The following is a 22,001-nucleotide window of genomic DNA, read 5'->3' on the forward strand; positions in this document are numbered from 1 at the left end:
TAACGGGTCCAATTTCGCCTAAGGGCATTCAAGGACGCGATAAATCTCGGCAACCACGTGCATCGTTGCGTCTTCGACCGTACCTTCGTTACGGCATAAAACCCAGCCGTGATCGGCAACCGCTCGTTCGAACGCCTGGGTACAAGCGACGTGTTCTTCCAGTTGATGGATCACCGTGCTGCTCAGCCCGCGCTGGCGTGCCGCTGCCCTGGCCCACGAAATCTCGGGATCGGTGACCACCCCGACATGCAGATCTGGCACCCGCACGTTTCGATCAAGGTTCAACTGCAGGATTTCTGCAAACGGTACTAACCGGCGAAACGCGGCTTCAGAGGGATACCAGCGATCGATGAGGATGATGCTGTCGGATGGCTGTCTGGTCAGCACATGTTCGGAAATCCAGGTGCGGCTATCAGCAAAGCGCCCACAAACCTCCAGCTCAAGATCCCGATCAGGATTTCTCGCAAGTTTGTTGACCAGGGCCATGGTTTCACCCCTGAAGGGATCGCTTTTTTTCTCGCAAAGGCGAATCACCTTTTTGTTGTCGGCCCTTAGTGCTTTGGTGACGGCTTCCAACAGCGTGGTTTTGCCGGTTCCCTTGGGCCCATCCAGTGAAACAAACAGCGGACGATTCATTCTTCACTTAATGATAGATAGATGGTTTTGCGCCTGTTCCTTCACTCGAATGAACAGCCATTGATAGACACTTTAACCTGATTTACCGAGCCGCTCGGCTCAGTGCTGCAACGCATACCGGCGACAGTGCTCCAGATAGCCTCGCTCATGATTACCGACCAACTGCACGACACTTGTCCAAAGCCATGACGGTGCATCGAGTGTCTTCGACCGGCGCGTTTGCAGTTCGCCAATCCATTCTGCTCGCGTGGACAAATCCATCTGCCGCGCATGGGCGTGCCCGACAACCCGCGCCAGGTATCCGGCCGCCAGCATCGCGTCGCGCTGGCTCAACTGATCCAGTTCAAGTTTCATGTCTTGCGGCAGCAACTCGCGAACAAAAAAACCGTGATCGAGCATTCGGGTCGCAATCATCCGGTTGCCCAGGCCCGGTGACAGAAAACGCGCTCCCTCCACCACCCGTTTACCGTTGTCCCTGGGCATCGCGGCTCTGGCTGCGCGCGGTGCGGCGGCGCCCACGGCTTCCTTGATATCGAGCAGGCAATATTCCTGATCGTCGCCATCACCCACGCCCAGTAGCACGGCATAACGCTGTAATCCAAGCGAACTGCAGCCTTTGACCCAATACGCCGAATCAAGCATTTTCACTCGATCGTCTTTTGACCGGCCCTTCAACGAAGTCACCAGCGTATGGATTTCCGGCGTGGCGCAAAGCGTCTTCAATGCTGCGCGCTCATCGCGCGACAGCGCCCAGAATTGTTTACCCAGCGGAATGGTCGGTTTGGTGTTCTCGATGCGCTCCTCAGCCAAATGCTTCCAGGTGCGGCGCACCGCACTGCGCATGCCGGCCTTGACTTGGGCCGGTCGGGACGGCTCTTCGTCAAGATCGCCTTCAAACGCTTGCTCGTAGCCGCGCATCATCTCCTCAAGCATTCGGGCGGTGGCAACGCCGGGTAAATCAGAGCCCCGGGCCGCCGTGGCGAGCGACAGCGCCAGCCGTACCAGATCGTGCGCAGGATTGCCGATGACGGTTTGATCAAGATCCCGAATATGAATATCGATCCGCCCTTTCAAATCGCCCGTCGGCCCGAGATTCCCGGCGTGGCAATCGCCACAGATCCACACCGCCGGCCCCTTTGGCAGGCTACGCCCGGGCTGGCTGTGCAGCCATTCATAAAACTGCACCGTGCTGCCGCGTACATAGGCGTGGGCGGATCGGGCCATTTTCAGATTGCGAAGTTGCGAGAGCGGTTCAAGACGTGCGGATGGCCGAGGGGTTTTCATGGAAGCTTCTTATCGGGAATGTGAGCTGTTGACCCCTCGCCACGCTCAAATGTTTCAAAGTATTACAGAGGTGCTGCCCAGTAATTGCCTGGTCATCGCCATCGATGTTTCCAGCGATTGCCCCGTGCGCTGCAACTTGTTCAGCAAACTCGCGCCCAACCAGAGTTGGTAAAGGGTTTCGGCCATTTGCCGCGCATCGACTTCAGGCAAGGTCTTGTCGTTCAGGCCCTGCTCGATACATACGGCAATGCGTGACACCACTTGCTCTGCACCATCACGCAATGTCAGGCGCATCGACTCCGACAGATCGGCAACCTCGGCGCTCAATTTCACCACCAGACACTCGTCGCCGTGGCCCTCAAGGGTGCAGCGGTTTTGCCAGCCCTGCCAGTAATCCATCAGGCGCTCATAGGCGCTCAGCCCCGGTAGCGTCAGACGTCGTTCCATGTCGGCGAGATAACCGACGAAGTAATCCTCGAGCAAGGCTTGGCCGTAGGCTTCTTTGGATTTGAAGTAGTGATAGAACGAGCCTTTCGGCACGCCAGCGGTTTGCAGGATTTCGTTCAGGCCAACGCTGGTGAAGCCCTTTTCGGCCATCATCCGGTGGCCGGTATCGAGCAAATGTTGGCGGGTATCGTCGTAGGTCGGTTTCATGGGGCGCAAGTACTAGACCAGTCGTATATTTCGGAGGACTGAGAGTTTGCCACAGCAGCCCTCGAAAAAACCAAGGTTAAAAAATTACTAGACGACTGGTCTAATTGATAACTATGCTGTGTCCCGTCAACCTTTCCCCCGGTGCCGACGATGTGCGAATCCATCGCCCATCCATGACACCTGACCAAATCCAGGGTGCTCTATGAAAATCTTGATGGTTCTGACTTCACACGATCAACTCGGTGACACCGGCAAGAAAACCGGTTTCTGGCTCGAAGAATTCGCTGCGCCCTACTACGCCTTCAAGGACGCCGGCGCTGACGTCACGCTGGTATCGCCGGCCGGTGGTCAGCCACCGCTTGATCCAAAAAGTGATGAGCCCGGTGCGCAAACCGCCGAGACCGATCGCTTCCGTAATGACCCGGCCGCGCAGAAGTTACTGGCCAACACCGGTCTTTTGAGTGACGTCAGCGCGGATGATTTCGATGCCGTGTTTTATCCAGGTGGCCACGGCCCGCTGTGGGATCTGGCCGAAGACAAGCAGTCGATTGCCCTGATCGAAGCGTTCGACCGCGCCAGCAAACCGCATGGTTTTGTCTGCCATGCACCAGGTGTGTTGCGCCACGTCCTGGCTGCTGACGGCAAGCCGCTGATTCAGCATCGCCAAGTCACCGGTTTCACCAATGCCGAAGAGGCTGCGGTCGGTCTGACTGATGTGGTGCCATTCCTGATTGAAGACGAATTCCAACGCCTTGGCGCGTTCTATTCGAAAGTCGGCGACTGGCAGGTTCATGTGGTGGTCGACGGGCAACTGGTCACCGGCCAGAACCCTGCCAGCTCCGCCGCAGTCGCCGAAAAACTGCTGAAAATGCTCGGCTGATTCACCCCTCTCCCTTGGCTACAAATCCGAACACCGTGAGTGTCTTGCACGGTGTTCTTTATTTTTCGCCCGGTTAATAGTCGACTGGTCTAATTAGTCGCGAGATTTACGCAAAAAGGCATTCCCATGACCAACAGCAGTTTCTTCAAGTCAGCCACACTGGGTCACCACACCCTGAAAAACCGTATCGTCCTGCCACCGCTCACCCGCCAGCGCAGCACGCAACCGGGCAACATCGCCAATGAACTGATGGCCGAGTATTACCAGCAACGCGCCGGTGCGGGTCTGATCGTTACCGAAGGCACGCAAATCGAACCCCGTGGCCAAGGTTATGCCTGGACCCCCGGTATTCACACGCCCGAGCAAATCGCCGGATGGCGCAAAGTCACTGAAGCGGTGCATGCCAAACAAGGCGTGATTTTCGCCCAGCTCTGGCACGTGGGTCGGGTGTCGCACACTGCGTTGCAGCCGAACGGCGGCGCTCCGGTGTCAGCCTCCGCGATTGCCACTGACCGCGTCAGCGTGTTCATCGAAACCACACCGGGTGCCGGTGAACTGGTGACGCCATCCGCTCCGCGCGCGCTGAGCAGCGATGAAGTCCAGGAACTGGTTCAGCTCTACATTCAAGCTGCACGCAATGCGATGGAAGCAGGCTTCGACGGCATCGAACTGCACTGCGCCAACGGCTATCTGGTCAACCAGTTCATCTCCGCTCACAGCAATCAACGCGACGACCAATACGGCGGCTCGCTGCACAATCGTCTGCGCTTTTTGCGTGAAGTGGTGTCGGGTGTGGCCGAGTGCATCGGCAAGGAAAAAGTCGGAGTGCGTTTCGCGCCGCTATTTACCACCACCGATGAAGCGCGGACCTATCTGGGCATGGTCGAGGAAGATCCGCACACCACTTACATCGAAGCGATCAAAGTGCTCGAAGACGTCGGCATCGCCTACTTGTCGATTGCCGAAGCGGATTGGGACGATGCGCCAGCGATGCCGGAAGACTTCCGTCGTGCGGTGCGCAACACTTTCAGCGGCGCGATCATCTACGCCGGGCGCTACAACGCCGCATCAGGTGCAAAGTTGCTCGATTCAGGTCTGGCAGATTTCGTTGCCTTCGGACGCCCATTCATGGCCAACCCGGATCTGCCGGCGCGAATCGCCAACGACTGGCCGTTGAATTCGCTCAACCCGGCCACCGTCTATGGCGGCACCGGCGAAGGCTATGTCGATTACCCGTTCCACGGCGAATAACCTGTAAAGCGCGTGCACTGACAGCGGTTAATCACCCTGCCAGTGCACCGCGCGACTAACGCCCCGGCAACTCGACCCGTGCCACCAACCCTGCCCCTTTGCGGTTGCTCAACGTCAGTTCCCCGCCCTGCTCGCGCACAATCGCCCGCGCCGACGACAACCCCAGTCCAACGCCGCCAGTGTCACGATTGCGCGAGCCTTCCAGACGGAAGAACGGATCGAATACCCGCTCCAGCGCATCTTCGGGGATCCCCGGCCCATCGTCGCTGACCTCAATGCAAATCTGGTCCTCGCCAACCATCAGGTCAATGCGTGGACGCTGCGCATACTTCTCCGCGTTTTCCAGCAGATTCACCACCACACGCTTGATGCCCAATGGCCGGCCGACATACACCAGATGCGCCGGGCCGTTGAAGTCGATATCGATATTCTGGTCGCGGTAGTCATCGATGATGGTTTGCAGCAACTCCGACAGATCAAACGCGGTCGGCTGCTCGCGCTGGGTGTCTTCGCGGAAAAACGTCAGCGCCGAGTTGATCATCGACTGCATTTCTTCAATGTCGCGAATCAGTTTCTGCTGATGATCCAGATCCTCCATGAACTCGCTGCGCAAACGCATCCGGGTCAGCGGTGCGCGCAGGTCGTGGGAGATCGCCGCCAGCATGTGCGTGCGCTCACCAATGAAATGCTGGATCTGCGCCTGCATGACGTTGAAAGCGATGATCGCCTGGCGTATCTCCTCCGGGCCTTCGATTTTGATCGGAGGTGCGCGCAGATCGCCGCCGAAACGCCGCGCAGCATTGGCGAAACGCTGCAACGGATTCGCCAGTTGGTGCGTGGCGATCCAGGCAACCAGCAGCGTTGCGATCAGCCCGAGGAAAATAACCACCGCGATCCGCGTGCCAATTTCCAGACCCCAACTGCGTGCCGGCGGGGTGAACGACAACCAACTGCCATCGACCAGTTGCACCATCGCAACATAGTGCGCCCGAGGGCTGCCAGCCGGCCAATCGCCGGGGCTGAAGCCTTCGATCTTGCGTTCATCGCCCAACAATTGTTGCAGCACCGGCACCCTGCCCGCCTGAATCTGACTGCCATCGCCGGGCAATTCAAATTCGGCTCGTTGTGCTTTCCACAAAACGTCGAGCATCGGGCTGCTGGCCGCGCTCGCCAGTTGTGGTCGCAAACTCGCGGGGGCGGCTTCGATCACCCGGGCGGTCGCGGCAATCTGCTCGAGCAAACCCGTGCGCTCAATCGGCGGCCGCGCCCAAATGCCCGCGACCTGAACGAACACGGCATTGAGCGCCAGTGATGCGAGCATGGCCGCAACGATGGTCAGAGCAATACGTCGGCTCAGCGTATCGCGGCGCAGGAATCGGCGGATCATCAGCGGCTGACCTTGGCGGTGAACATATAGCCGCCATTGCGCACGGTGCGAATCAGGTCCGGGCGTTTGCTGTCCGGTTCGATCTTGCGGCGCAGGCGGCTGACTTGCACATCGATGCTGCGGTCGAACGCTTCGTGGCCCTGGCCGTGAGTGAGGTCGATCAGTTGTTCTCGCGTGAGGATGCGCTGTGGATGGTCGAGAAACACCACCAGCAAATCGAACTCGCCACCGGACAGCGGAATCATCACGTTCTCCGGCGAGCGCAGTTCACGGCAAGTGATATCCAGATGCCAACCGGCGAAGCCGATCACCGGCCGCGAGGGCTCGCTGGCCTGGCTCGGCTGATCGCCTGCACGACGCTGCACCGCACGCAACCGTGCGAGCAACTCCCGTGGGGCGAAGGGTTTGGTCAGATAGTCGTCGGCGCCCAGCTCAAGACCGACGATTCGATCACTGAGTTCGCCCATGGCCGTGAGCATGATGATCGGTATCGACATCTGTGCCCGCACTTTCTGGCACAGGCTGAGGCCGCCTTCACCGGGCAGCATCAGATCGAGAATGATCGTGTCCGGACGTTGCCGGGCAATTGACGCCCACATCGCCTCGCCATCCGCAGCCACCTCGACGTCATAGGCATGCTGGACGAAGAACTTCTTCAGCAGGGACAGAATTTCCACATCGTCGTCGACGATCAGCAGTCTGCTCACGTTTACGGTTTCCTTGGCGGGCAAAAAAGCAGCGACTCTAAAACCATTCTGGCCTGCGGGTCATATATTTCAATCGAGCAACATTTCTACGTCGTAGACATCAACCGGACATCGTCCGGCAAAACCCCTCGGGCACCCTGCACGCATTCCATTCGAGGGGGCACTCATGAAGGTTTTGAACTGCAGGTACATCGCCAAGGGCAACGCCACCCAGCGTCCGCTGATTCTCAGCCAGCGCACCACGGCACCCGAACACGATACGCCGATCCTGTTCCAGGAAGCATGCCTGGGGTTGAGCGACGATCAGAGCCAGATCGTTTTGCGCCGCTACTACGAGCGTTACAGCCCGTCCGGTTCTCGCTGGGTGGAATACGTCCACTCCATTCCGACCGCCGACCTCATCCACTGGATCATGAGCCATGGCCAGTTGCGCATCGAGTCTTCGCAAGAAACCCCGCCACAATCTGCCCGCGCCTGAAAGCGCCGACCGTCCAGTAAAACAAGGAACCTGGTATTGATGAGAAGCCATTGCTTAATGACCCTGCTGTGCACCGCCAGCCTGAGTATGTCTGGATGCAGCAGCAAAAAAATCGAGCCTGAAACGCAAAGCGGTTTTCTGCGTGACTACAGCGTCCTCAAAGAGCAACAGACCGAATCCGGACAAACCGCATTGAGCTGGTTCAGCCCGGCACTGGCACGGGGCCGATACAAGCAGATCTATCTTGCGCCCAGCCAGTTCTACCCGGCCCCGACGCCCACTGAGCGGATTCCGCAAAGCACGCTCACCAGCGTGACCGGCTACTACGACGAGGCGTTGCGCTTTGAGCTGGGGAAAATCGTGCAACTGGCAGCAAAACCCGGGCCGGATACGCTGACGGTGAGACCGGCGATTACCCGGGTCGCCACCAGCACCCAGGGCCTGCGTTTTTATGAGTGGCTGCCGATCACGCTGGTCGCGGCCGGCATAAGCACCGCCACCGGTATCCGCGATCAGGACAGTGAAATCACCACCGAAATATCGTTGGAAGACGGTACGACCGGCGACGTCGTTGCCGAAGTGCTCCGCAGCGGCACCGGTGTAGCGCTGGACAACGATAAGCAGGTGATGACCGCCGACAACGTCAAGGCTGTGCTCGATGGCTGGGCCAGTGATTTGCGTGAATCCTATGTCGCGGTTCACCGCTGACCCGGCTCAAACCGGTAGAAAAGCTCAATCCACTTGAGCGTTTCGATCATCAAAAACAATACAGCCAGACTGTACAGTTTTTCTGCGCTGATGCTATCGTCGGCGCATGACCAAATCCTCGATCAACTCCGCAACCCAATCAGCCGCCCTGGCTGCCGAGTTGCGTATCTCGCTGGGCAAGCTGATCCGCAGGCTGCGAGAGCAAACCCATCCGAACGACTTCACCTCCGCGCAGAAATCAGTGTTGCTGCGTCTGGATCGTGACGGCCCCTGCACTGTTTCTGCTCTGGCCCGGGCGGAAAGCGTTCGTCCACAGTCAATGCGCGTCACCGTCGCCGGGCTGGAGGCGATGCAGGCCGTCAGCGGCAAACCTGATCCCGGCGATGGACGGCAAACCCTGATTGAGCTGACACCGGATTTCCGCAAACACCTCAACGCCAGCCGGGCAGCGAAAGACGACTGGCTGTTACGTGCCCTGCAAGAACAACTCTCCCCTCAAGAGCAAGACCAGCTCGCTGCGGCAGTCAAACTGCTGGAGCGCCTCGCCGATTTCTGAGTCATTCCAAACCTGTTTGAGGCAATCGCATGGCCCTTACTTCACTTGATCCAGACACTGCGCTCATCATGAGCCTGTTGAACGCACGCCATTCTGGCCAGTTTCACGGTGGCAACACACCGCAGTCGTCGTAAGCGGCATGGCTATGTTCCGCTCGCTGCGCAGCGTCAATTATCGTATCTGGGCCGCCGGTGCGCTGGTGTCGAATATCGGCACGTGGATGCAACGCACCGCTCAGGACTGGTTGGTGCTGACCCACCTCACCGCGCACAACGCCTCGGCAGTCGGGATCGTCATGGCGCTGCAATTCGGCCCGCAACTTCTGCTGTTGCTATGGACCGGTTTCGCTGCCGATCACTACAACCAGCGCAAACTTTTGATGATCACCCAAGGCTTGATGGGCGCGCTGGCTCTGGCGTTGGGGTTGCTGACCCTGACCGGGATCGTGCAGCTCTGGCACGTTTACCTGTTTGCCTTTTTGTCCGGTTGCGCCTCGGCGTTCGATGCGCCGGTGCGGCAAGTGTTCGTCGCGGAACTGGTGGGTGAAAAAGACCTGTCGAACGCCATCGCACTCAACTCGACCTCGTTCAACGCCGCGCGGATGATCGGCCCAGCCGTGGCCGGCCTGACCATCGCTTCGGTGGGCACTGGCTGGGCATTTTTGATCAATGGCGCGAGTTTTTTCGCGGTGCTGGCTTCGTTGTTTCTGCTACGCGTCTCGGGGCTGCATGCCAATCTGCGGGCGCTGCGAACCAAAGGCAGCCTTACCGAAGGCCTGCGTTACGTGTGGGGCCGGCCTGATCTGAAAGCGATTCTGCTGATGCTGTTCCTGATCGGCACCTTCGGGATGAACTTCCCGATATTCATCTCGACCATGGCCGTCGGTGCCTTTCATACCGATGCGCGTGGTTACGGCTTACTGTCATCGACGCTGGCCATCGGCACCGTTGCCGGTGCACTGCTCGCCGCCCGTCGCGAACGGCCGCAGTTCAAGTCATTGTTGATCGGTGCAGCGGTGTTCGGACTCGGCTGCACACTGGCCGCCGTTGCGCCGAACTATTGGCTGTTCGCCGCAGCGCTGGTGATCATCGGCGTCGGCGCTCTCACCTTCAGCAACACCACCAACAGCCTGATGCAACTCAGCACCGAGCCGGCGATGCGCGGGCGAGTGGTTGCGCTGCGCGTCGGCGTGGCGCTTGGCGGCACGCCGATTGGTGCGCCCATTGTCGGTTGGGTCGCCGACAATCTGGGGCCGCGCTGGGCACTCGCTGTCGGCGCGGCATCGGGGATTCTGGCTGCCGGCGTGGCGATCTACACGATGCGCAAGCGCCTGGATCGACCGAAATAGATCCTCTGCCCATTCAAACCGCAATCTCTTGGCTGGCTGGCTGCACTTTACGACGTCGACGTTCAAACCACAGGTAGACAACCGGCGTGGTGTACAGCGTCAGGATCTGCGACACCGCGAGCCCACCAACTATCGAGATACCCAGCGGTTGCCGCAGTTCAGACCCCGCACCATGACCGAACGCCAGCGGTACGGCCCCGAGCAGTGCGGCCAGCGAGGTCATCAGAATCGGTCGCAGGCGCAACAGACAGCCCTCCCTGACCGCGTCACGCGGTGACAACCCGCGCTGTTGGGCCTGCAAAGTGAAGTCGACGATCATGATCGCGTTTTTCTTGACGATGCCGATCAGCAGAATGATGCCGATCATCCCCAATACCGAAAGATCCTGCCCGCACAGCATCAGCGCCAGCAGTGCGCCGAATCCGGCGGATGGCAGCGTGGAAATGATTGTCAGCGGGTGAATGGCATTTTCGTAGAGCACGCCGAGCACGATGTAGACCGTGAGAATCGCCGCCAGAATCAGCCACGGTTGCGACTTCAGAGAATCCTGAAATGCCTGCGCGGTACCCTGAAAGCTGCCCGTCACGGTATCGGGCAGCGCGATGGCCAGCGATGCCTGGTTGATCGCATTGACTGCGTCACCCAAGGCTTGCCCGGGGGCGAGGTCGAACGACAGGGTAATGGCCGGAAACACCCCCTGATGGTTGATGATGATCGGCACTTGCTCGGCCTTGACACTGGCCAACAGGCTCAAAGGCACCAGCCCGCCGCTACTGGCGCGCACAAACAGGTGCTCCAGTGTGGCCGTGGATGTTTGCCAGTGCGGGTCCAGTTCGAGGATCACATGGTTCTGATCGAGCTGAGTGAACATCGTCGCGATCTGCCGCTGACCGAAAGCGTCGTATAGAACATCGTCGATTGCCTGCACCGTCACCCCGAGTCGCGCAGCGGTAGGCCGGTCGATGACCAGCGTCGATTGCGCGATCGCCTGTTGCTGATCGGAAGTTACATGTTGCAGTTGCGGCAACGTTTTGAGTTTGGCCAGCAGCAGTCCGCTCCAGTGGTCCAGTTCGGCGCTGTCCGGATCCTGCAGGGTGTATTGGTATTGGGTCTTGCTGGCCCGGCCGCCGATCTGGATGTCCTGGTTGGCCTGCATGTAAACCTTGATCCCGGACAACGCATCCAGCGCCGGTTGCAGGCGGCGGATGACTTCACCGGCGCTGACCGTGCGTTCGCTGAACGGCTTGAGATTGATCATCACCTTGCCTTGGCTGACCGTCGGGTTCGGGCCGATCCAGAAATACACGCGGGCCACCGCCGGGTCCTGGCCGATGACTTCGGCAGCGCGGTTGACCTGCGCACGCATGGCGATCGGCGAAATGTCCGCCGCCGCTTCGGCCACGCCCTGAATCAAGCCGTTGTCTTGCTGCGGAAAGAAACCCTTGGGTATAGCGACATACAACACCGCCGTCGCCGCGAGCGTGGCGATGGCCACCGCCAGCGTTATGCGCTGGTGATCCAGCACCCAGTCCAGACTGCGGCGATAACCGTTGTGCAAACCGTCGAATACACGTTCACAGGCTCGGGCAAAACGTCCGTCCTCACTCTCGGCATGGGGTTTGAGCAACCAGGCGCAGAGCATCGGGGTGATGGTCAGGGAAACGATGCAGGACATGATGATCGCAACGCTGACAGTCACCGCGAACTCGCGCATCAGACGCCCGACAATCCCGGACATCAGCAGAATCGGCAGAAACACCGCAATCAGCGAAACCGTCATCGAAACGATGGTAAACGCCACTTCGCGCAAGCCATCAACCGCCGATTGCAGGCGCGTTTTGCCCATCTCCAGATGGCGGACAATGTTCTCCATCACCACAATTGCATCGTCGACGACAAACCCGACGGCAATCGCCAGCCCCATGATCGACAGGTTGTCGAGGCTGTAGCCCAACAGGTACATCACGCCGAACGTGGCCACCAGCGACAGCGGAATGGTCAGGCTGGGAATCAGCGTCGCCGTGGCTTTGCGCAGAAAGACGAAGATCACCACGACCACCAGGGCAATCGACAGCAGCAAAGTGAACTGCATGTCATTGACCGAGGCTTCGATGGTCTGGGTGCGATCCCCCACCACTTGGACCTGCACGTCCCGGGGTAACGAGGCCGTCAGTTCGGGCAATTTGGCCTTGATCGTGGCGATGGTCGACAACAGGTTGAAACCCGGTTGCTTGTGAATGTCGACGATCACCGTCGGTTCGGCACCCAACTGCGCGGCTTGCTGAGTGTCCTCGGCGCCGGCGATGACCCGGCCGAGATCGCCCAGCTTGATCGGCATCCCGTTTTTGTAGGCGATGACCTGATCGCGATAGTGCTGCGGATCTAGCAGTTGATCGGTTGCACCCAGAGTGATTGAACGACTTTGCCCATCGAGACTGCCCTTGGGCTGATCCAGCGTGCTGACGCCAATCACACTGCGCACATCTTCCAGGGTCAGACCGCGCGCGGCCAATGCATCGGGATCGATCTGTACGCGCACTGCGGGTTTCTGTTCGCCATGAAAATCCACCAGACCCACGCCGGGCATTTGCGACAGGCGCTGGGCAATGTAGTTGTCGGCGTAACGGTCGAGTTCCGGCAAGGTGCGGGTTGGCGAGGTGACGGCCAGCGAAAGCACGGTACCTTCTGCGGGGTTGACCTTGTTGAAGGTCGGCGCGCTGGACATGGTTTTCGGCAGGTTAGGCGTAGCGGTGTTGATCGCGGTCTGCACGTCCTGCGCTGCGCCATCGATGTCTCGGGACAAGTCGAATTGCAGCACCACCTGAGTCTTGCCGGCGGCACTCGATGAAGTCATCGAGGTTACTTGCGGCACGGCGGCAAAGGCGCGTTCCAGAGGTGTTGCCACCGAGGACGCCATGGTCTCGGCGCTGGCGCCGGACAGTTTCGCGGTGACCTGAATCGTCGGAAAATCCACCGTCGGCAGCGGCGCCACCGGCAGTTGAAAATACGCAAAAGCACCCAGCAACATGACCCCAAGCGCCAACAGGCACAGGCCCACACGGCGTTGAATCAATCCGGTCAGGGCATTCATCGGCTCGCCTCCGCCAGATCACTGGTTGTGTCGGCTTTGACTGGCATGACTTTCAGCCCCGGAGCAATCCGCGACTGGCCTTGCACCACAACCGTCTCACCTGCCGCCAGGCCCTGACGAATCCATTGTTTGCCGCCGACCACGGCAGCAGCGTCCACCAGACGCGGTTGCACGCGCTGATCGGCACCGACCACGTAAACAAAATTGCCCTGCCGTCCGAGTTGCACCGCATCGGCGGGCACCACTGCGACATTGCGTCGGGTTTGCACCAGCAAGCGCGCACTGACCAGTTCGCCCGGCCAGAGTTTTGCCGCAGCGTTATCAAACTGCGCCTTGAGCTGAATCTGGCCGCTGGCCGCCGTGACCTGGCTGTCGATGAAACTCAGTTGCCCCCGGGCGATTTCCTGACGGCCATCGCGGGTCATGGCGACCACCTGCAACGCGCCTTTGGCGTTTTCTTCGAGGATTTCTGCAAGATCATCCTGCGACACGGCAAACGCCACGGAGATCGGGTTCATCTGGGTAATCGTCACCAGACCGGTGGCCTCGGCGCCATGGGCAATCGAGCCGACATCCAGCAGGCGCTGCCCGGTGCGTCCGGTCAACGGTGCCTTGACCTGAGTGAACTCCAATTGCAGGCGCGCGTTGTCCAGCGCTGCTTGATCGGCCTGCACAGTGGCTTGTTGGGCAGCCAGTTGCGCCCGGAAAGTGTCGACATCCTGTGTTGGCCCGGCCTTGGCGGCTGCCAGTTTGCTGGCGCGATCCAGATTGACCCGCAAGTTCGCCAGTTGCGCCTGATCCTTGGCCACCAAAGCCTGAGCCTGAGCGACTTGAGCCTGATAGACCCGAGGATCGATCACCGCGAGCAGGCTGCCGGCCGTCACCGCTTGCCCTTCGCTGAACAACACTTTTTGCAGTTCGCCATCCACCCTCACCCGCACATTCACGCTATTGAGCGCCTGCACATTGCCGATGGCACTGATCCAGATCGGCAAGTCCTCGACGCTGACTTGCGCCATTTGCACCGGCACCGCGCCGGGATCGGTTTTCACCGGGGCGGCCTGGGCATGTCTGATCCATTGAAACCCGCTGAAGGCCACGGCCAGCGAAATGGCGGCGAGGCTCCAGAAAACAACGCGACGACGTGAGTACGGGACATTCATGGGTGAGCCACCTGGGCAGGAGATTGGGAAGCGAGGGTGTTCGGCGCAAAGTCTCCACCCAGTGCGCGGAACAGGCCGACGGCGGCTTGCAGGTGTTGCAGGCGTACTTGCAGCAAGGTGTCTTCTGCCTGGTATTGAGTGCGCTCAACGATCAGCAGCGTCTGGAAATCCGTGGAGCCCAGGCGATAACGCACTTGCGCCAAACGCGCCGCTTCCCGCGCCGAGTCGACGGCGGCCTGATTCAGTGCGTAGCTTTTGTCGAGTTCGCGGGCAGCGCTGAGCTGAGTTTCTACGTCTTGCAAGGCCTCGACGATTGACTCGCGGTAACTGGCGGTCAGCTCCTGGACGTGGGCCTGATCAAAGTGCAGTTGCCCCTTGAGCTGGCCGCCAGCGAATAGCGGCTGACTGAGCGTGCCGATAGCGCTCCAGATTTGCCCGCCGGCAATCGTGTCGATCCCGCCGAGCAAGTCCAGCGACAGATTGGGCAGGAACGCGGCGCGAGCCACCCCGACATCGAAGTTCGCCGACATCAGCCGCGCCTCGGCGGCCTGAATGTCCGGGCGCTGGCGCAACAACCCGATCGGCAGTCCGGTCGCCGGTTGCGGAACTTGCAGGGCGTTCAGCCCGTTGCCTTGCAGATGAAAACCTTCAGGCGGCGCACCGACCAGTACCGCCAATTGATACAACGCCAGATCCCGTTGCTGACGCAGCGGCGGCATCGCAGCCTCGAAGGTCTGCATGGCATTGCGCTGCTGGGCAACTTCCAGATTCGACACCGCGCCCTGACTGGCCTGAACTTCGACCAGGGCGAGGACTTGTCGTGCATCGTTGGCAATCGACTGAGCCAGGCGCAAGCGATCTTCCAGCGACAACACCTGAAAGTAACTGTCGGCGATGCTCGCCCCCAGACTCATGCGCAGGGTACTGGCATCAAAAACCGTGGCCTTGGCCAAGGCGTCGGCGGAATCCGTAGCGGCCCGTTGTTTGCCCCAGAAATCCACTTCATAAGTGGCCTCGGCAAACACACTGCGCTTTGGTGTGGTGCCGTAATTGTTCTGGCGCTGAAAGTTACCGCCCAGATTCAGCGCCGGGTATTGCCCCGCGCCCGCCACTTGCGCGGAGGCTCGTGCCTCGTCTATTCGGCTGACCGCCGCTTTAAGGCTGTAGTTGGAGGCCAGGCCACGCGCAATCAATGCATTCAGTTCCGCGCTGTGAAATTCAGTCCACCACTGCCCTCCCGCCGCCGCTTGGCTGTTGGCCGCGTCGTTCCATTGCCGGGCCAGCGGCAACGGCGGTTGCTGATACTCGGGCACCATCGAGCAGCCGCCGAGCAGTAAAGCCCCGAGCAGCATCAATGAAACAGGTGAGTGACACGCGACGCGCATACTGCGCATCGCCAAGGTTGAAACCGACATGGGCACGCTATCCCCCGCTAGAGCCGCAGTGGATTGCTCCACGAATGCGTCGAAGATAGCGAGGGCCGCCTGCCAGAGCGTTCGCCGGCAGATAAACTTTTATTTAAATGCGCCTGAGCCAGAGAATTTGCGTCCCCTCAGTCTCAGCTAAGTTTCGCGCCGTAGCCTCTCTCCCATGCACTCAATGCACTGCTCAGGAGAGGCCCCACAGATGAATTCCAGCACAGCCGGATGGCTCAACAAAGTACCCGAAGTGACGTTGTCATTCTGGGTGATCAAGATCATGTCGACGACCGTCGGTGAAACCGGAGCGGACTTTCTTGCGGTCGATGCCGGTTTCGGCGCTGGCTGGACCAGCATCGGCATGGCTGCGCTGCTGGCCATCGCGCTGTTTTGCCAGATGCGCACGAAAGCCTACACCCCTTGGATCTACTGGCTGACCGTGGTGCTGGTGAGCATCGTCGGCACGCAGATCACCGACATTCTGACCGACATGCTCGACGTCAGCCTCTACACCAGCACCGCAGTGTTTTCGGTGTTACTGGTGATCAACTTTCTAGTCTGGTACCGAACCGAGCGTTCCCTGTCGATTCGCGAAATCGTTACGCCACGGCGCGAATTGTTTTACTGGGCAACTGTTCTCTGCACCTTTGCGCTTGGCACCGCCGCCGGCGACCTGGCGACCGAAGCGCTGGGCCTGGGCTTTACCGTCGGTGCGGTGATTTTCGGTGCACTGATCGCCGCCACTCTGGTCGCCTGGCGTCTGGGCGGCAACGTGGTGCTGACCTTCTGGATCGCCTACATCCTCACCCGTCCGTTCGGCGCATCCCTCGGCGACTTGCTGACCCAGGCCAAGACCTATGGCGGCCTCGGCATGGGCGCCACCTGGACCAGCGCGTTATTTCTGACCGTCATCGTGATTCTGGTAGGCGTCGCACAGATCAGCGTCGGCCAGCGCAAATCCATCACTCAGTAAATTCATTTAACAAACCCTCAAGGACTCTTTATGCGCCCGATTAAAAACTTCGTTCGTCACGTTTGCATCATGTCCGCCATTGCCTTGCTGAGCGTCGCCACCGGTTGCTCGAAACCAGCCGACAAAACCAAGACCGACGCCACCTCGCCAGCGGCAATGACCCAAGGTGCGGGCTCGAAACTGGGCGACTTGTCGGAGTTCCGCAACATTGCCGCCGACGTCGCCGGTCTGGTCGATAAAAACGACCTGCCGGCCGCCAAAACGCGAATCAAGGATCTGGAAACCTCGTGGGATTCGGCCGAAGCCGGAATCAAGCCCCGCGCCGCGAGCGACTGGCATGTTCTGGACAAAGCCATCGACCACGCACTCAGTGCCTTGCGTGCCGGCAGCCCGCAACAGAGCGACTGCAAGTCGGCCATGAATGAATTGCTGCAGGCCTTCGACTCGATGAAAGGGAAGCAGTAACCGAGCACAGATGCTTCAATACAGGCGCGAGGGTCATGACCTTCGCGCCTTTTTTTCTGGAGTGGACATGCGGATATTGCTGGTCGAAGACGACCCGATGATTGGCGATGCGATTCACGGTGCCCTGAATGACGCGAGCTATGCCGCTGACTGGGTAAAGGACGGCCTCACGGCACTGGCGGCGCTGGAAACGCAACATTACGATCTGGTGCTGCTCGATCTGGGACTGCCCGGCAAGGACGGTCTGCAAGTGCTGAGCCGGATTCGCGCCAATAACAACCCGGTCCCGCTGTTGATCATCACCGCGCGCGACAGCCTTGATGATCGTCTGCGCGGGCTCGACGGCGGCGCCGACGATTACCTGCTCAAACCCTTCGATATTGCCGAGTTGCTGGCACGTATGCGCGCGGTTCTGCGGCGCAAGGGTGGCAGCGCGCTCTCGGTTCTGGAAAACGGCGTGGTGTCGCTGGATCTGGTTTCGAAAGAAGCCTCGACGGCGGAGAACCCGGGCGTGCTGCTTTCCAGCCGTGAATTTGCTTTGTTGCAGGCGCTGTTGATTCGCCCGGGGGCAATTCTCTCGCGCAGCGATCTCGAAGACCGCCTCTATGGCTGGGGTAATGAAGTGGAAAGCAACGCGGTGGAATTTTTAATCCACGCACTGCGACGCAAACTCGGCAGTCAGGTGATCAAAAACGTCAGGGGTGTGGGATGGATGGTTTCAAAAAGCGCTTGAGGGAATCGGTACAACTCAGGCTCTCCGTCACCCTGTCGCTGGCAATCCTGATCGTCGCGCTGCTGGCAGGAGTCTTTGCCTTCGTTTCTGCGTTCGACGAAGCCCACGAAATGCAGGATGAAAGTTTGCGTCAGGTGGCAGTGCTGTTTGATCGGCAACACATGACGCTGAAGTATCCCGAAGGCAAAAACACGCTCGGCGACGATGAGGAGTCGCGGCTGATCATTCAGTATCTGGCCGATGGCAGCAATGCTTCCGGAGTTGATGATGACGCGATCCCGCTGCCCTTCCCGACGACGCTGGCCGATGGTTTGTCCACGGTCAATGTCGGTGGCGAAGCGTTTCGCGTTCTGGTCAGAACCACCGCCCATGGCGAGCGCATCGCCGTCGCCCAGGAAACCGGCGCCAGGGATGCCGATGCGCGGGAAAGTGCCTGGCGCAGTCTGTTGCCGTTTCTGGTGTTGTTTCCGGTGCTGCTGTTGGTGGTTGGTGATCTGGTGCGCAAGCTGTTTCGGCCCATCGCGACACTCTCGGCGGAAATCGATCAGCGTGCCGAACAGGAACTGCACCCTATCGATGAAAGCCATTTGCCGACCGAGGTCCGGCCATTTGTTGTCGCGATCAACCGCTTGCTCGCACGCGTGGCGAACACCCTGGAAACCCAACGCCGCTTTGTCGCCGATGCGGCCCACGAACTGCGCTCACCGTTGACCGCGTTGTCACTGCAGGCCGAACGTCTGGCCGCCGCCGACATGTCGGCGCAGGCCCATGAGCGTTTGCTGCCGCTACGCCGAGGCATCGAGCGCGGCAGGAATCTGGTCGATCAACTGCTCAATCTGGCCAAGGCGCAAGCCGACAATCGTGTGGCGTTGCCGGTGCAGGTTTTGACGGTTTCGGTGCATCAGGTCTATCGGCAGGTGCTGGAAGACCTACTGCCGCTGGCCGAATTCAAGCAGATCGACATCGGAGTTGAAGGCGAGACCGACGCGCAGGTGCGCATCAGTGAATCCGAGCTGCACACGCTGGTGAAGAATCTGGTGGATAACGCCATTCGTTATACCCCGCCCGGTGGCCGGGTCGATCTTTCGGTGAGCGTCGTGAATGGCGCCGCGTTGCTGCAAATCAAGGACACCGGCCCGGGAATCGCCCCGCAAGAACGCGAGCGGGTGTTTGATCCGTTTTACCGTAGCCTTGGGACTGATGAAGCCGGCTCCGGGCTTGGCTTGTCGATTGTTCAGGCGATAGCCGAGCGCAACGGTGCGCGGATTGACCTGGCGTACAGCGATGAAACGCAAAACAGCGGTCTATGCGTCTCGGTATCACTGAAGCTCGGCACTGATGACTAGCGTTCCTCGACCGGTGTCACCTGAAAGCTGTAACCGGCACCCGGTACGGTTTTGATCAGCGAATGTGCAAAACCCTCGTCGAGTTTGCGCCGCAGACGATGGATGTGTTTGTCGATGACGTTGTCATTGGGATCGAAGGCGTAGTTCCAGGCACTGTCGAGCAACATGTCGCGGGTGACCACCTGACCGCTATGGCGCATAAGCTTTTCCAGCAGCAGCGCTTCGCGATGCTGGAGGGCGATGACCCGGCCAGCGCGCGTGGCAGTACGGGTTGCGCAGTCGAGTTTCAGCTCGCCGACTTCCACTTGGCGCACCGGGCCGCTGGGTTGATCGCGACCGCGCAGCAAGCCTTCGAGTCGTGCCAGCACTTCGGCGAACGCGTAAGGTTTGGCCAGGTAATCGTCGCAACCGGCTTGCAGGCCTTCGACCTTTTGCTCGGTGGACGCTTGCGCGCTGAGCATCAGGATTGGCACTCGCAGTTGTTGCGCACGCACGGCTTTGACCAGGCCAATGCCGTCGAGGCCGGGCAAGCGACGATCGACAATCAGGGCATCGTGAATTTGTTCAAGGGCCATGCCCAGGCCGGTGTTGCCATCGCTGGCGATATCGACGACATGCCCGCTTTCAGTCAGCCCGCGCAACAGGTATCCGGCAGTTTGGGCATCGTCTTCAACCACTAGAATGCGCAAGTAACCGTCTCCATGAATCGAACCTGAACTTTTATTTAACTGACGGGAACGTGACGCGCCCCCGGGGTTTGCCACACTATGCCACCTCTGCCTGACAATGTGAGCGGTTCAACTGCCATGACCCATGTTCTGGTCGTCGAAGACGACTTGCCGACTTGCCGTGAAATCGAAGCAGCCTTGTGTGACCACGGTTTCACGGTGAGCTGCGTCCATAATGGTCGCGAGGGCCTGCTGAAGGCTTTGAGCGAACCGTTCGACCTGATCGTGCTCGATCGCATGTTACCCGGTGGCCTTGACGGACTGGGCGTATTGACCGCGTTGCGGGCAGCCAGCGTCAGCACTCCGGTGCTGATTCTCAGCGCTCTGAGCGCTTTGGATGAACGGGTGCGTGGCTTGCGAGCCGGTGGCGACGATTACTTGACCAAGCCATTCGAGTTCATCGAGTTGACTGCGCGTCTGGATGCCTTGAACCGGCGCCGCACCGAACCGCCCTCGCAAGTCCAGGAGACACGTCTGCGGCTGGCCAGTCTTGAGGTCGATCTGCTGAGCCGAACCGTGCGACGCGGCGAGCGAATCATCGATCTGGTGCCCCGTGAATACGCTTTGCTTGAGCACTTGATCCGCAACGCCGGCCAAGTGGTCACCCGCACCATGCTCTTCGAAGCCGTGTGGAATTACAGCTACGACGAGCGCACCAATGTCATCGAAGTCCATATGAGCCGCTTGCGGCGCAAGATCGACGGTGAAGGCGAACCGCCGATGATTCATACCATTCGTGGAGCCGGTTATGTTCTCCGTTCACCTGAGTGAAATACCGCGCACCATCAGCTTTCGCACCGGTTTGCTGTTTCTCGCACTGTTCGGTTGCTCGTTCCTCGCGCTGTTCGGCTATATCTATTGGCAGACTGCGTTCTACCTGAAAACCGAGGCCGACACAGCGCTCTATCGTCAGGTGGAAAACCGCAGCGCCCAGGCCCCCGACTTGCAACTGCTGGAGATCCGCAAGCATGCCGTGCAGGATGCCGAGGCACGCTTGCCGCACAGTCTGTTCGACGCGGACGGCAAGTTCATTGCCGGGGCGATTCATCAGTTGCCGCCCTACTCTGCCTTCGACAAGCCGCAGGAGTTTCGCTGGCTCAAAGCCAACGGTCATCACCGCACGATACGATTCATCGTCCATCGTCAGGCCGACGGCAAGATTCTGCTGGTGGCGCAGGATATCCATGACATTCGCGAGTTCGACGAACTGCTGATCAATGCGCTGATTTCCGGCGGCATTCTGTTATTGGTGGTTGGATTGTTTGGTGCGGTGGCCCTCGGTTATTCGGCTCATCGGCGCCTGGACAAGGTCAGTCGCTCGATCAAAGGCATCATCGAGGGCGATTTGACCGGGCGCCTGCCGATTCAGGGCACCAATGACGATATCGACCGTCTCGCATCCGTGGTCAACGGCATGCTCGATGAACTCGAGCGCCTGATGAGTGAGGTCAAGGGTGTTTGCGATGACATCGCCCACGATTTGCGCACGCCGCTGACCCGGTTGATTGCCGGGCTTGAGCGCGCACAACGGCGCGGGCTCGATGAAGAGCAATACGCCGGCAGCATCAACGCGGCATTAACCGAAGCCAAAGCCCTGCTGCTGACGTTCAAGGCCTTGCTGCGCATCTCGGAAATTGAAAACAGCGCCCGTCGCAGTCATTTTGCGCCGCTCGACCTGAACCTGATCTGCGCCGACGCCGCCGAACTCTACGAGCCATTGGCCGAAGAGCGCGGTATCCAGCTGACGCTTGCTGAGAGCCAGACGCCAGCGATCATTGCCGGTGACGCCCAACTAATGTTCGATGCAATTTGCAACTTGCTGGATAACGCCATCAAGTTTTGCCCCGACCAGAGTCAGGTGCGCCTGACCGTGATCGCTGAGCATTCGGCAGTCGGCATTCGCGTCTCGGACAACGGCCCGGGGATTGCACCGGCAGAACGCGAAGCGGTGTTGCGTCGCCTGTACCGCGCCGAATCGAGTCGCCATACACCGGGTAATGGCCTGGGGCTGAGCATGGTTTCGGCTGTCGCCCGCTTGCACGATATGCAATTGGCGGTCAGCGATGCGGCACCGGGCTGCCAAATCGATTTACTCGGCAAAAAGCCTTCGGCAACAAGCGCGCTTCTTTTAAATCCCGGCGTTCAAAACCAATTGTAAAAATTGCTGCTTTTTTGACGTTTTTTTTCCAATCAGA

General features: G+C 59.7%; 21 protein-coding genes. 12 read left to right on the forward strand and 9 right to left on the reverse strand.

The features are described from left to right. Window positions 1-18 precede the first annotated feature (18 nt). The 3 genes from ACTWLJ_RS21720 to ACTWLJ_RS21730 form a co-directional block, all read right to left on the reverse strand. A complete protein-coding gene (locus tag ACTWLJ_RS21720; protein ID WP_445178379.1) occupies window positions 19-636 on the reverse strand; it encodes a dTMP kinase in 618 nt (205 codons plus the stop codon). Between the two features lie 99 nt (window positions 637-735). Continuing rightward, window positions 736-1,920 (reverse strand): DUF2252 domain-containing protein, encoded by a 1,185-nt coding sequence (locus ACTWLJ_RS21725; protein WP_401208268.1) that lies wholly within the window; start codon window positions 1,918-1,920, stop codon window positions 736-738. Between the two features lie 54 nt (window positions 1,921-1,974). Next, complete coding sequence (locus ACTWLJ_RS21730) at window positions 1,975-2,574, reverse strand: TetR/AcrR family transcriptional regulator (protein ID WP_445178380.1); 600 nt, start codon at window positions 2,572-2,574, stop codon at window positions 1,975-1,977. A gap of 202 nt (window positions 2,575-2,776) precedes the next feature. On the opposite strand from ACTWLJ_RS21730, the gene ACTWLJ_RS21735 reads away from it, so the two are divergent. Together ACTWLJ_RS21735 and ACTWLJ_RS21740 are read left to right on the forward strand one after the other, a co-directional pair. After that, the gene (locus tag ACTWLJ_RS21735) at window positions 2,777-3,454 is read left to right on the forward strand and encodes a type 1 glutamine amidotransferase domain-containing protein (protein ID WP_445178381.1); all 678 of its coding nucleotides are present in this window, start codon (window positions 2,777-2,779) and stop codon (window positions 3,452-3,454) included. 126 nt (window positions 3,455-3,580) lie between these two features. Then, the gene (locus ACTWLJ_RS21740; protein WP_445178382.1) at window positions 3,581-4,705 is read left to right on the forward strand and encodes an alkene reductase; all 1,125 of its coding nucleotides are present in this window, start codon (window positions 3,581-3,583) and stop codon (window positions 4,703-4,705) included. 55 nt (window positions 4,706-4,760) lie between these two features. Here ACTWLJ_RS21740 and ACTWLJ_RS21745 read toward each other — a convergent pair whose 3' ends face one another. Both ACTWLJ_RS21745 and ACTWLJ_RS21750 read right to left on the reverse strand, forming a co-directional pair. Continuing rightward, window positions 4,761-6,092, reverse strand: coding sequence for an ATP-binding protein (locus ACTWLJ_RS21745; protein WP_445178383.1), 1,332 nt, complete (start codon window positions 6,090-6,092; stop codon window positions 4,761-4,763). Beyond that, complete coding sequence (locus ACTWLJ_RS21750) at window positions 6,092-6,799, reverse strand: response regulator (protein WP_445178384.1); 708 nt, start codon at window positions 6,797-6,799, stop codon at window positions 6,092-6,094. The genes ACTWLJ_RS21745 and ACTWLJ_RS21750 overlap by 1 nt, the downstream gene beginning before the upstream one ends. A 166-nt stretch (window positions 6,800-6,965) precedes the next feature. On the opposite strand from ACTWLJ_RS21750, the gene ACTWLJ_RS21755 reads away from it, so the two are divergent. The 4 genes from ACTWLJ_RS21755 (at window position 6,966) to ACTWLJ_RS21770 (ending at window position 9,889) form a co-directional block, all read left to right on the forward strand. Then, window positions 6,966-7,277 carry a hypothetical protein gene (locus ACTWLJ_RS21755; protein ID WP_445178385.1) on the forward strand — a complete coding sequence of 104 codons (312 nt, stop codon included), beginning with the start codon at window positions 6,966-6,968 and terminating at the stop codon, window positions 7,275-7,277. Window positions 7,278-7,316: 39 nt separating this feature from the next. After that, entirely contained in the window at window positions 7,317-7,985 is a 669-nt protein-coding gene (locus ACTWLJ_RS21760) for a DUF3313 domain-containing protein (RefSeq protein WP_445178386.1), read from the forward strand. A gap of 106 nt (window positions 7,986-8,091) precedes the next feature. Continuing rightward, window positions 8,092-8,541, forward strand: a complete 450-nt coding sequence (locus ACTWLJ_RS21765; RefSeq protein WP_445178387.1) for a MarR family winged helix-turn-helix transcriptional regulator — start codon at window positions 8,092-8,094, stop codon at window positions 8,539-8,541. A 139-nt stretch (window positions 8,542-8,680) separates the two neighbouring features. Beyond that, window positions 8,681-9,889 (forward strand): MFS transporter, encoded by a 1,209-nt coding sequence (locus ACTWLJ_RS21770; RefSeq protein ID WP_445178388.1) that lies wholly within the window; start codon window positions 8,681-8,683, stop codon window positions 9,887-9,889. 13 nt (window positions 9,890-9,902) lie between these two features. Here ACTWLJ_RS21770 and ACTWLJ_RS21775 read toward each other — a convergent pair whose 3' ends face one another. Genes ACTWLJ_RS21775 through ACTWLJ_RS21785 form a run of 3 tightly spaced genes read right to left on the reverse strand, consistent with a single transcriptional unit; the run spans window position 9,903 to window position 15,558 of the window. After that, window positions 9,903-12,980 carry an efflux RND transporter permease subunit gene (locus ACTWLJ_RS21775; protein ID WP_445178389.1) on the reverse strand — a complete coding sequence of 1,026 codons (3,078 nt, stop codon included), beginning with the start codon at window positions 12,978-12,980 and terminating at the stop codon, window positions 9,903-9,905. Next, the gene (locus tag ACTWLJ_RS21780) at window positions 12,977-14,143 is read right to left on the reverse strand and encodes an efflux RND transporter periplasmic adaptor subunit (RefSeq protein ID WP_445178390.1); all 1,167 of its coding nucleotides are present in this window, start codon (window positions 14,141-14,143) and stop codon (window positions 12,977-12,979) included. Before ACTWLJ_RS21780 ends, ACTWLJ_RS21775 begins: the two co-directional genes overlap by 4 nt. Further along, window positions 14,140-15,558: an efflux transporter outer membrane subunit gene (locus ACTWLJ_RS21785; protein WP_445178391.1), complete on the reverse strand. Its 1,419-nt coding sequence runs from the start codon at window positions 15,556-15,558 to the stop codon at window positions 14,140-14,142. Before ACTWLJ_RS21785 ends, ACTWLJ_RS21780 begins: the two co-directional genes overlap by 4 nt. Window positions 15,559-15,769: 211 nt before the next feature. Between ACTWLJ_RS21785 and ACTWLJ_RS21790 the strand changes: the two genes are divergently transcribed. The 4 genes from ACTWLJ_RS21790 (at window position 15,770) to ACTWLJ_RS21805 (ending at window position 19,078) form a co-directional block, all read left to right on the forward strand. Next, complete coding sequence (locus ACTWLJ_RS21790) at window positions 15,770-16,534, forward strand: COG4705 family protein (protein ID WP_445178392.1); 765 nt, start codon at window positions 15,770-15,772, stop codon at window positions 16,532-16,534. A 30-nt stretch (window positions 16,535-16,564) separates the two neighbouring features. Beyond that, window positions 16,565-16,999, forward strand: a complete 435-nt coding sequence (locus ACTWLJ_RS21795; RefSeq protein ID WP_401208303.1) for a hypothetical protein — start codon at window positions 16,565-16,567, stop codon at window positions 16,997-16,999. 67 nt (window positions 17,000-17,066) lie between these two features. Beyond that, entirely contained in the window at window positions 17,067-17,732 is a 666-nt protein-coding gene (locus ACTWLJ_RS21800) for a response regulator (protein ID WP_445178393.1), read from the forward strand. Then, window positions 17,708-19,078, forward strand: coding sequence for an ATP-binding protein (locus ACTWLJ_RS21805; RefSeq protein ID WP_445178394.1), 1,371 nt, complete (start codon window positions 17,708-17,710; stop codon window positions 19,076-19,078). Before ACTWLJ_RS21800 ends, ACTWLJ_RS21805 begins: the two co-directional genes overlap by 25 nt. Here the strand turns inward: ACTWLJ_RS21805 and ACTWLJ_RS21810 are convergent. Continuing rightward, window positions 19,075-19,767, reverse strand: coding sequence for a response regulator transcription factor (locus ACTWLJ_RS21810; protein WP_445178395.1), 693 nt, complete (start codon window positions 19,765-19,767; stop codon window positions 19,075-19,077). The genes ACTWLJ_RS21805 and ACTWLJ_RS21810 overlap by 4 nt on opposite strands. A 117-nt stretch (window positions 19,768-19,884) precedes the next feature. Here ACTWLJ_RS21810 and ACTWLJ_RS21815 point away from each other — a divergent pair, with 117 nt between their 5' ends. Both ACTWLJ_RS21815 and ACTWLJ_RS21820 read left to right on the forward strand, forming a co-directional pair. Beyond that, the gene (locus ACTWLJ_RS21815) at window positions 19,885-20,577 is read left to right on the forward strand and encodes a response regulator transcription factor (protein WP_401208316.1); all 693 of its coding nucleotides are present in this window, start codon (window positions 19,885-19,887) and stop codon (window positions 20,575-20,577) included. Further along, complete coding sequence (locus ACTWLJ_RS21820) at window positions 20,555-21,964, forward strand: sensor histidine kinase (RefSeq protein ID WP_445178396.1); 1,410 nt, start codon at window positions 20,555-20,557, stop codon at window positions 21,962-21,964. The genes ACTWLJ_RS21815 and ACTWLJ_RS21820 overlap by 23 nt, the downstream gene beginning before the upstream one ends. Window positions 21,965-22,001 lie beyond the last annotated feature (37 nt).

The sequence above is a fragment of the Pseudomonas sp. McL0111 genome, assembly GCF_052567255.1.

Excerpts from the sequence above, each read along its gene's own strand:
- ACTWLJ_RS21740 (WP_445178382.1), top strand. The coding sequence starts at position 3,581 with ATGACCAACAGCAGTTTCTTCAAGTCAGCCACACTGGGTCACCACACC.
- ACTWLJ_RS21760 (WP_445178386.1), top strand. The coding sequence starts at position 7,317 with ATGAGAAGCCATTGCTTAATGACCCTGCTGTGCACCGCCAGCCTGAGT.
- ACTWLJ_RS21815 (WP_401208316.1), top strand. The coding sequence starts at position 19,885 with ATGACCCATGTTCTGGTCGTCGAAGACGACTTGCCGACTTGCCGTGAA.
- ACTWLJ_RS21795 (WP_401208303.1), top strand. The coding sequence starts at position 16,565 with ATGCGCCCGATTAAAAACTTCGTTCGTCACGTTTGCATCATGTCCGCC.
- ACTWLJ_RS21745 (WP_445178383.1), bottom strand. The coding sequence starts at position 6,092 with ATGATCCGCCGATTCCTGCGCCGCGATACGCTGAGCCGACGTATTGCT.
- ACTWLJ_RS21790 (WP_445178392.1), top strand. The coding sequence starts at position 15,770 with ATGAATTCCAGCACAGCCGGATGGCTCAACAAAGTACCCGAAGTGACG.
- ACTWLJ_RS21765 (WP_445178387.1), top strand. The coding sequence starts at position 8,092 with ATGACCAAATCCTCGATCAACTCCGCAACCCAATCAGCCGCCCTGGCT.
- ACTWLJ_RS21755 (WP_445178385.1), top strand. The coding sequence starts at position 6,966 with ATGAAGGTTTTGAACTGCAGGTACATCGCCAAGGGCAACGCCACCCAG.
- ACTWLJ_RS21735 (WP_445178381.1), top strand. The coding sequence starts at position 2,777 with ATGAAAATCTTGATGGTTCTGACTTCACACGATCAACTCGGTGACACC.
- ACTWLJ_RS21770 (WP_445178388.1), top strand. The coding sequence starts at position 8,681 with ATGGCTATGTTCCGCTCGCTGCGCAGCGTCAATTATCGTATCTGGGCC.
- ACTWLJ_RS21820 (WP_445178396.1), top strand. The coding sequence starts at position 20,555 with ATGTTCTCCGTTCACCTGAGTGAAATACCGCGCACCATCAGCTTTCGC.
- ACTWLJ_RS21800 (WP_445178393.1), top strand. The coding sequence starts at position 17,067 with ATGCGGATATTGCTGGTCGAAGACGACCCGATGATTGGCGATGCGATT.
- ACTWLJ_RS21775 (WP_445178389.1), bottom strand. The coding sequence starts at position 12,980 with ATGAATGCCCTGACCGGATTGATTCAACGCCGTGTGGGCCTGTGCCTG.
- ACTWLJ_RS21780 (WP_445178390.1), bottom strand. The coding sequence starts at position 14,143 with ATGAATGTCCCGTACTCACGTCGTCGCGTTGTTTTCTGGAGCCTCGCC.
- ACTWLJ_RS21730 (WP_445178380.1), bottom strand. The coding sequence starts at position 2,574 with ATGAAACCGACCTACGACGATACCCGCCAACATTTGCTCGATACCGGC.
- ACTWLJ_RS21720 (WP_445178379.1), bottom strand. The coding sequence starts at position 636 with ATGAATCGTCCGCTGTTTGTTTCACTGGATGGGCCCAAGGGAACCGGC.
- ACTWLJ_RS21725 (WP_401208268.1), bottom strand. The coding sequence starts at position 1,920 with ATGAAAACCCCTCGGCCATCCGCACGTCTTGAACCGCTCTCGCAACTT.
- ACTWLJ_RS21785 (WP_445178391.1), bottom strand. The coding sequence starts at position 15,558 with ATGTCGGTTTCAACCTTGGCGATGCGCAGTATGCGCGTCGCGTGTCAC.
- ACTWLJ_RS21805 (WP_445178394.1), top strand. The coding sequence starts at position 17,708 with ATGGATGGTTTCAAAAAGCGCTTGAGGGAATCGGTACAACTCAGGCTC.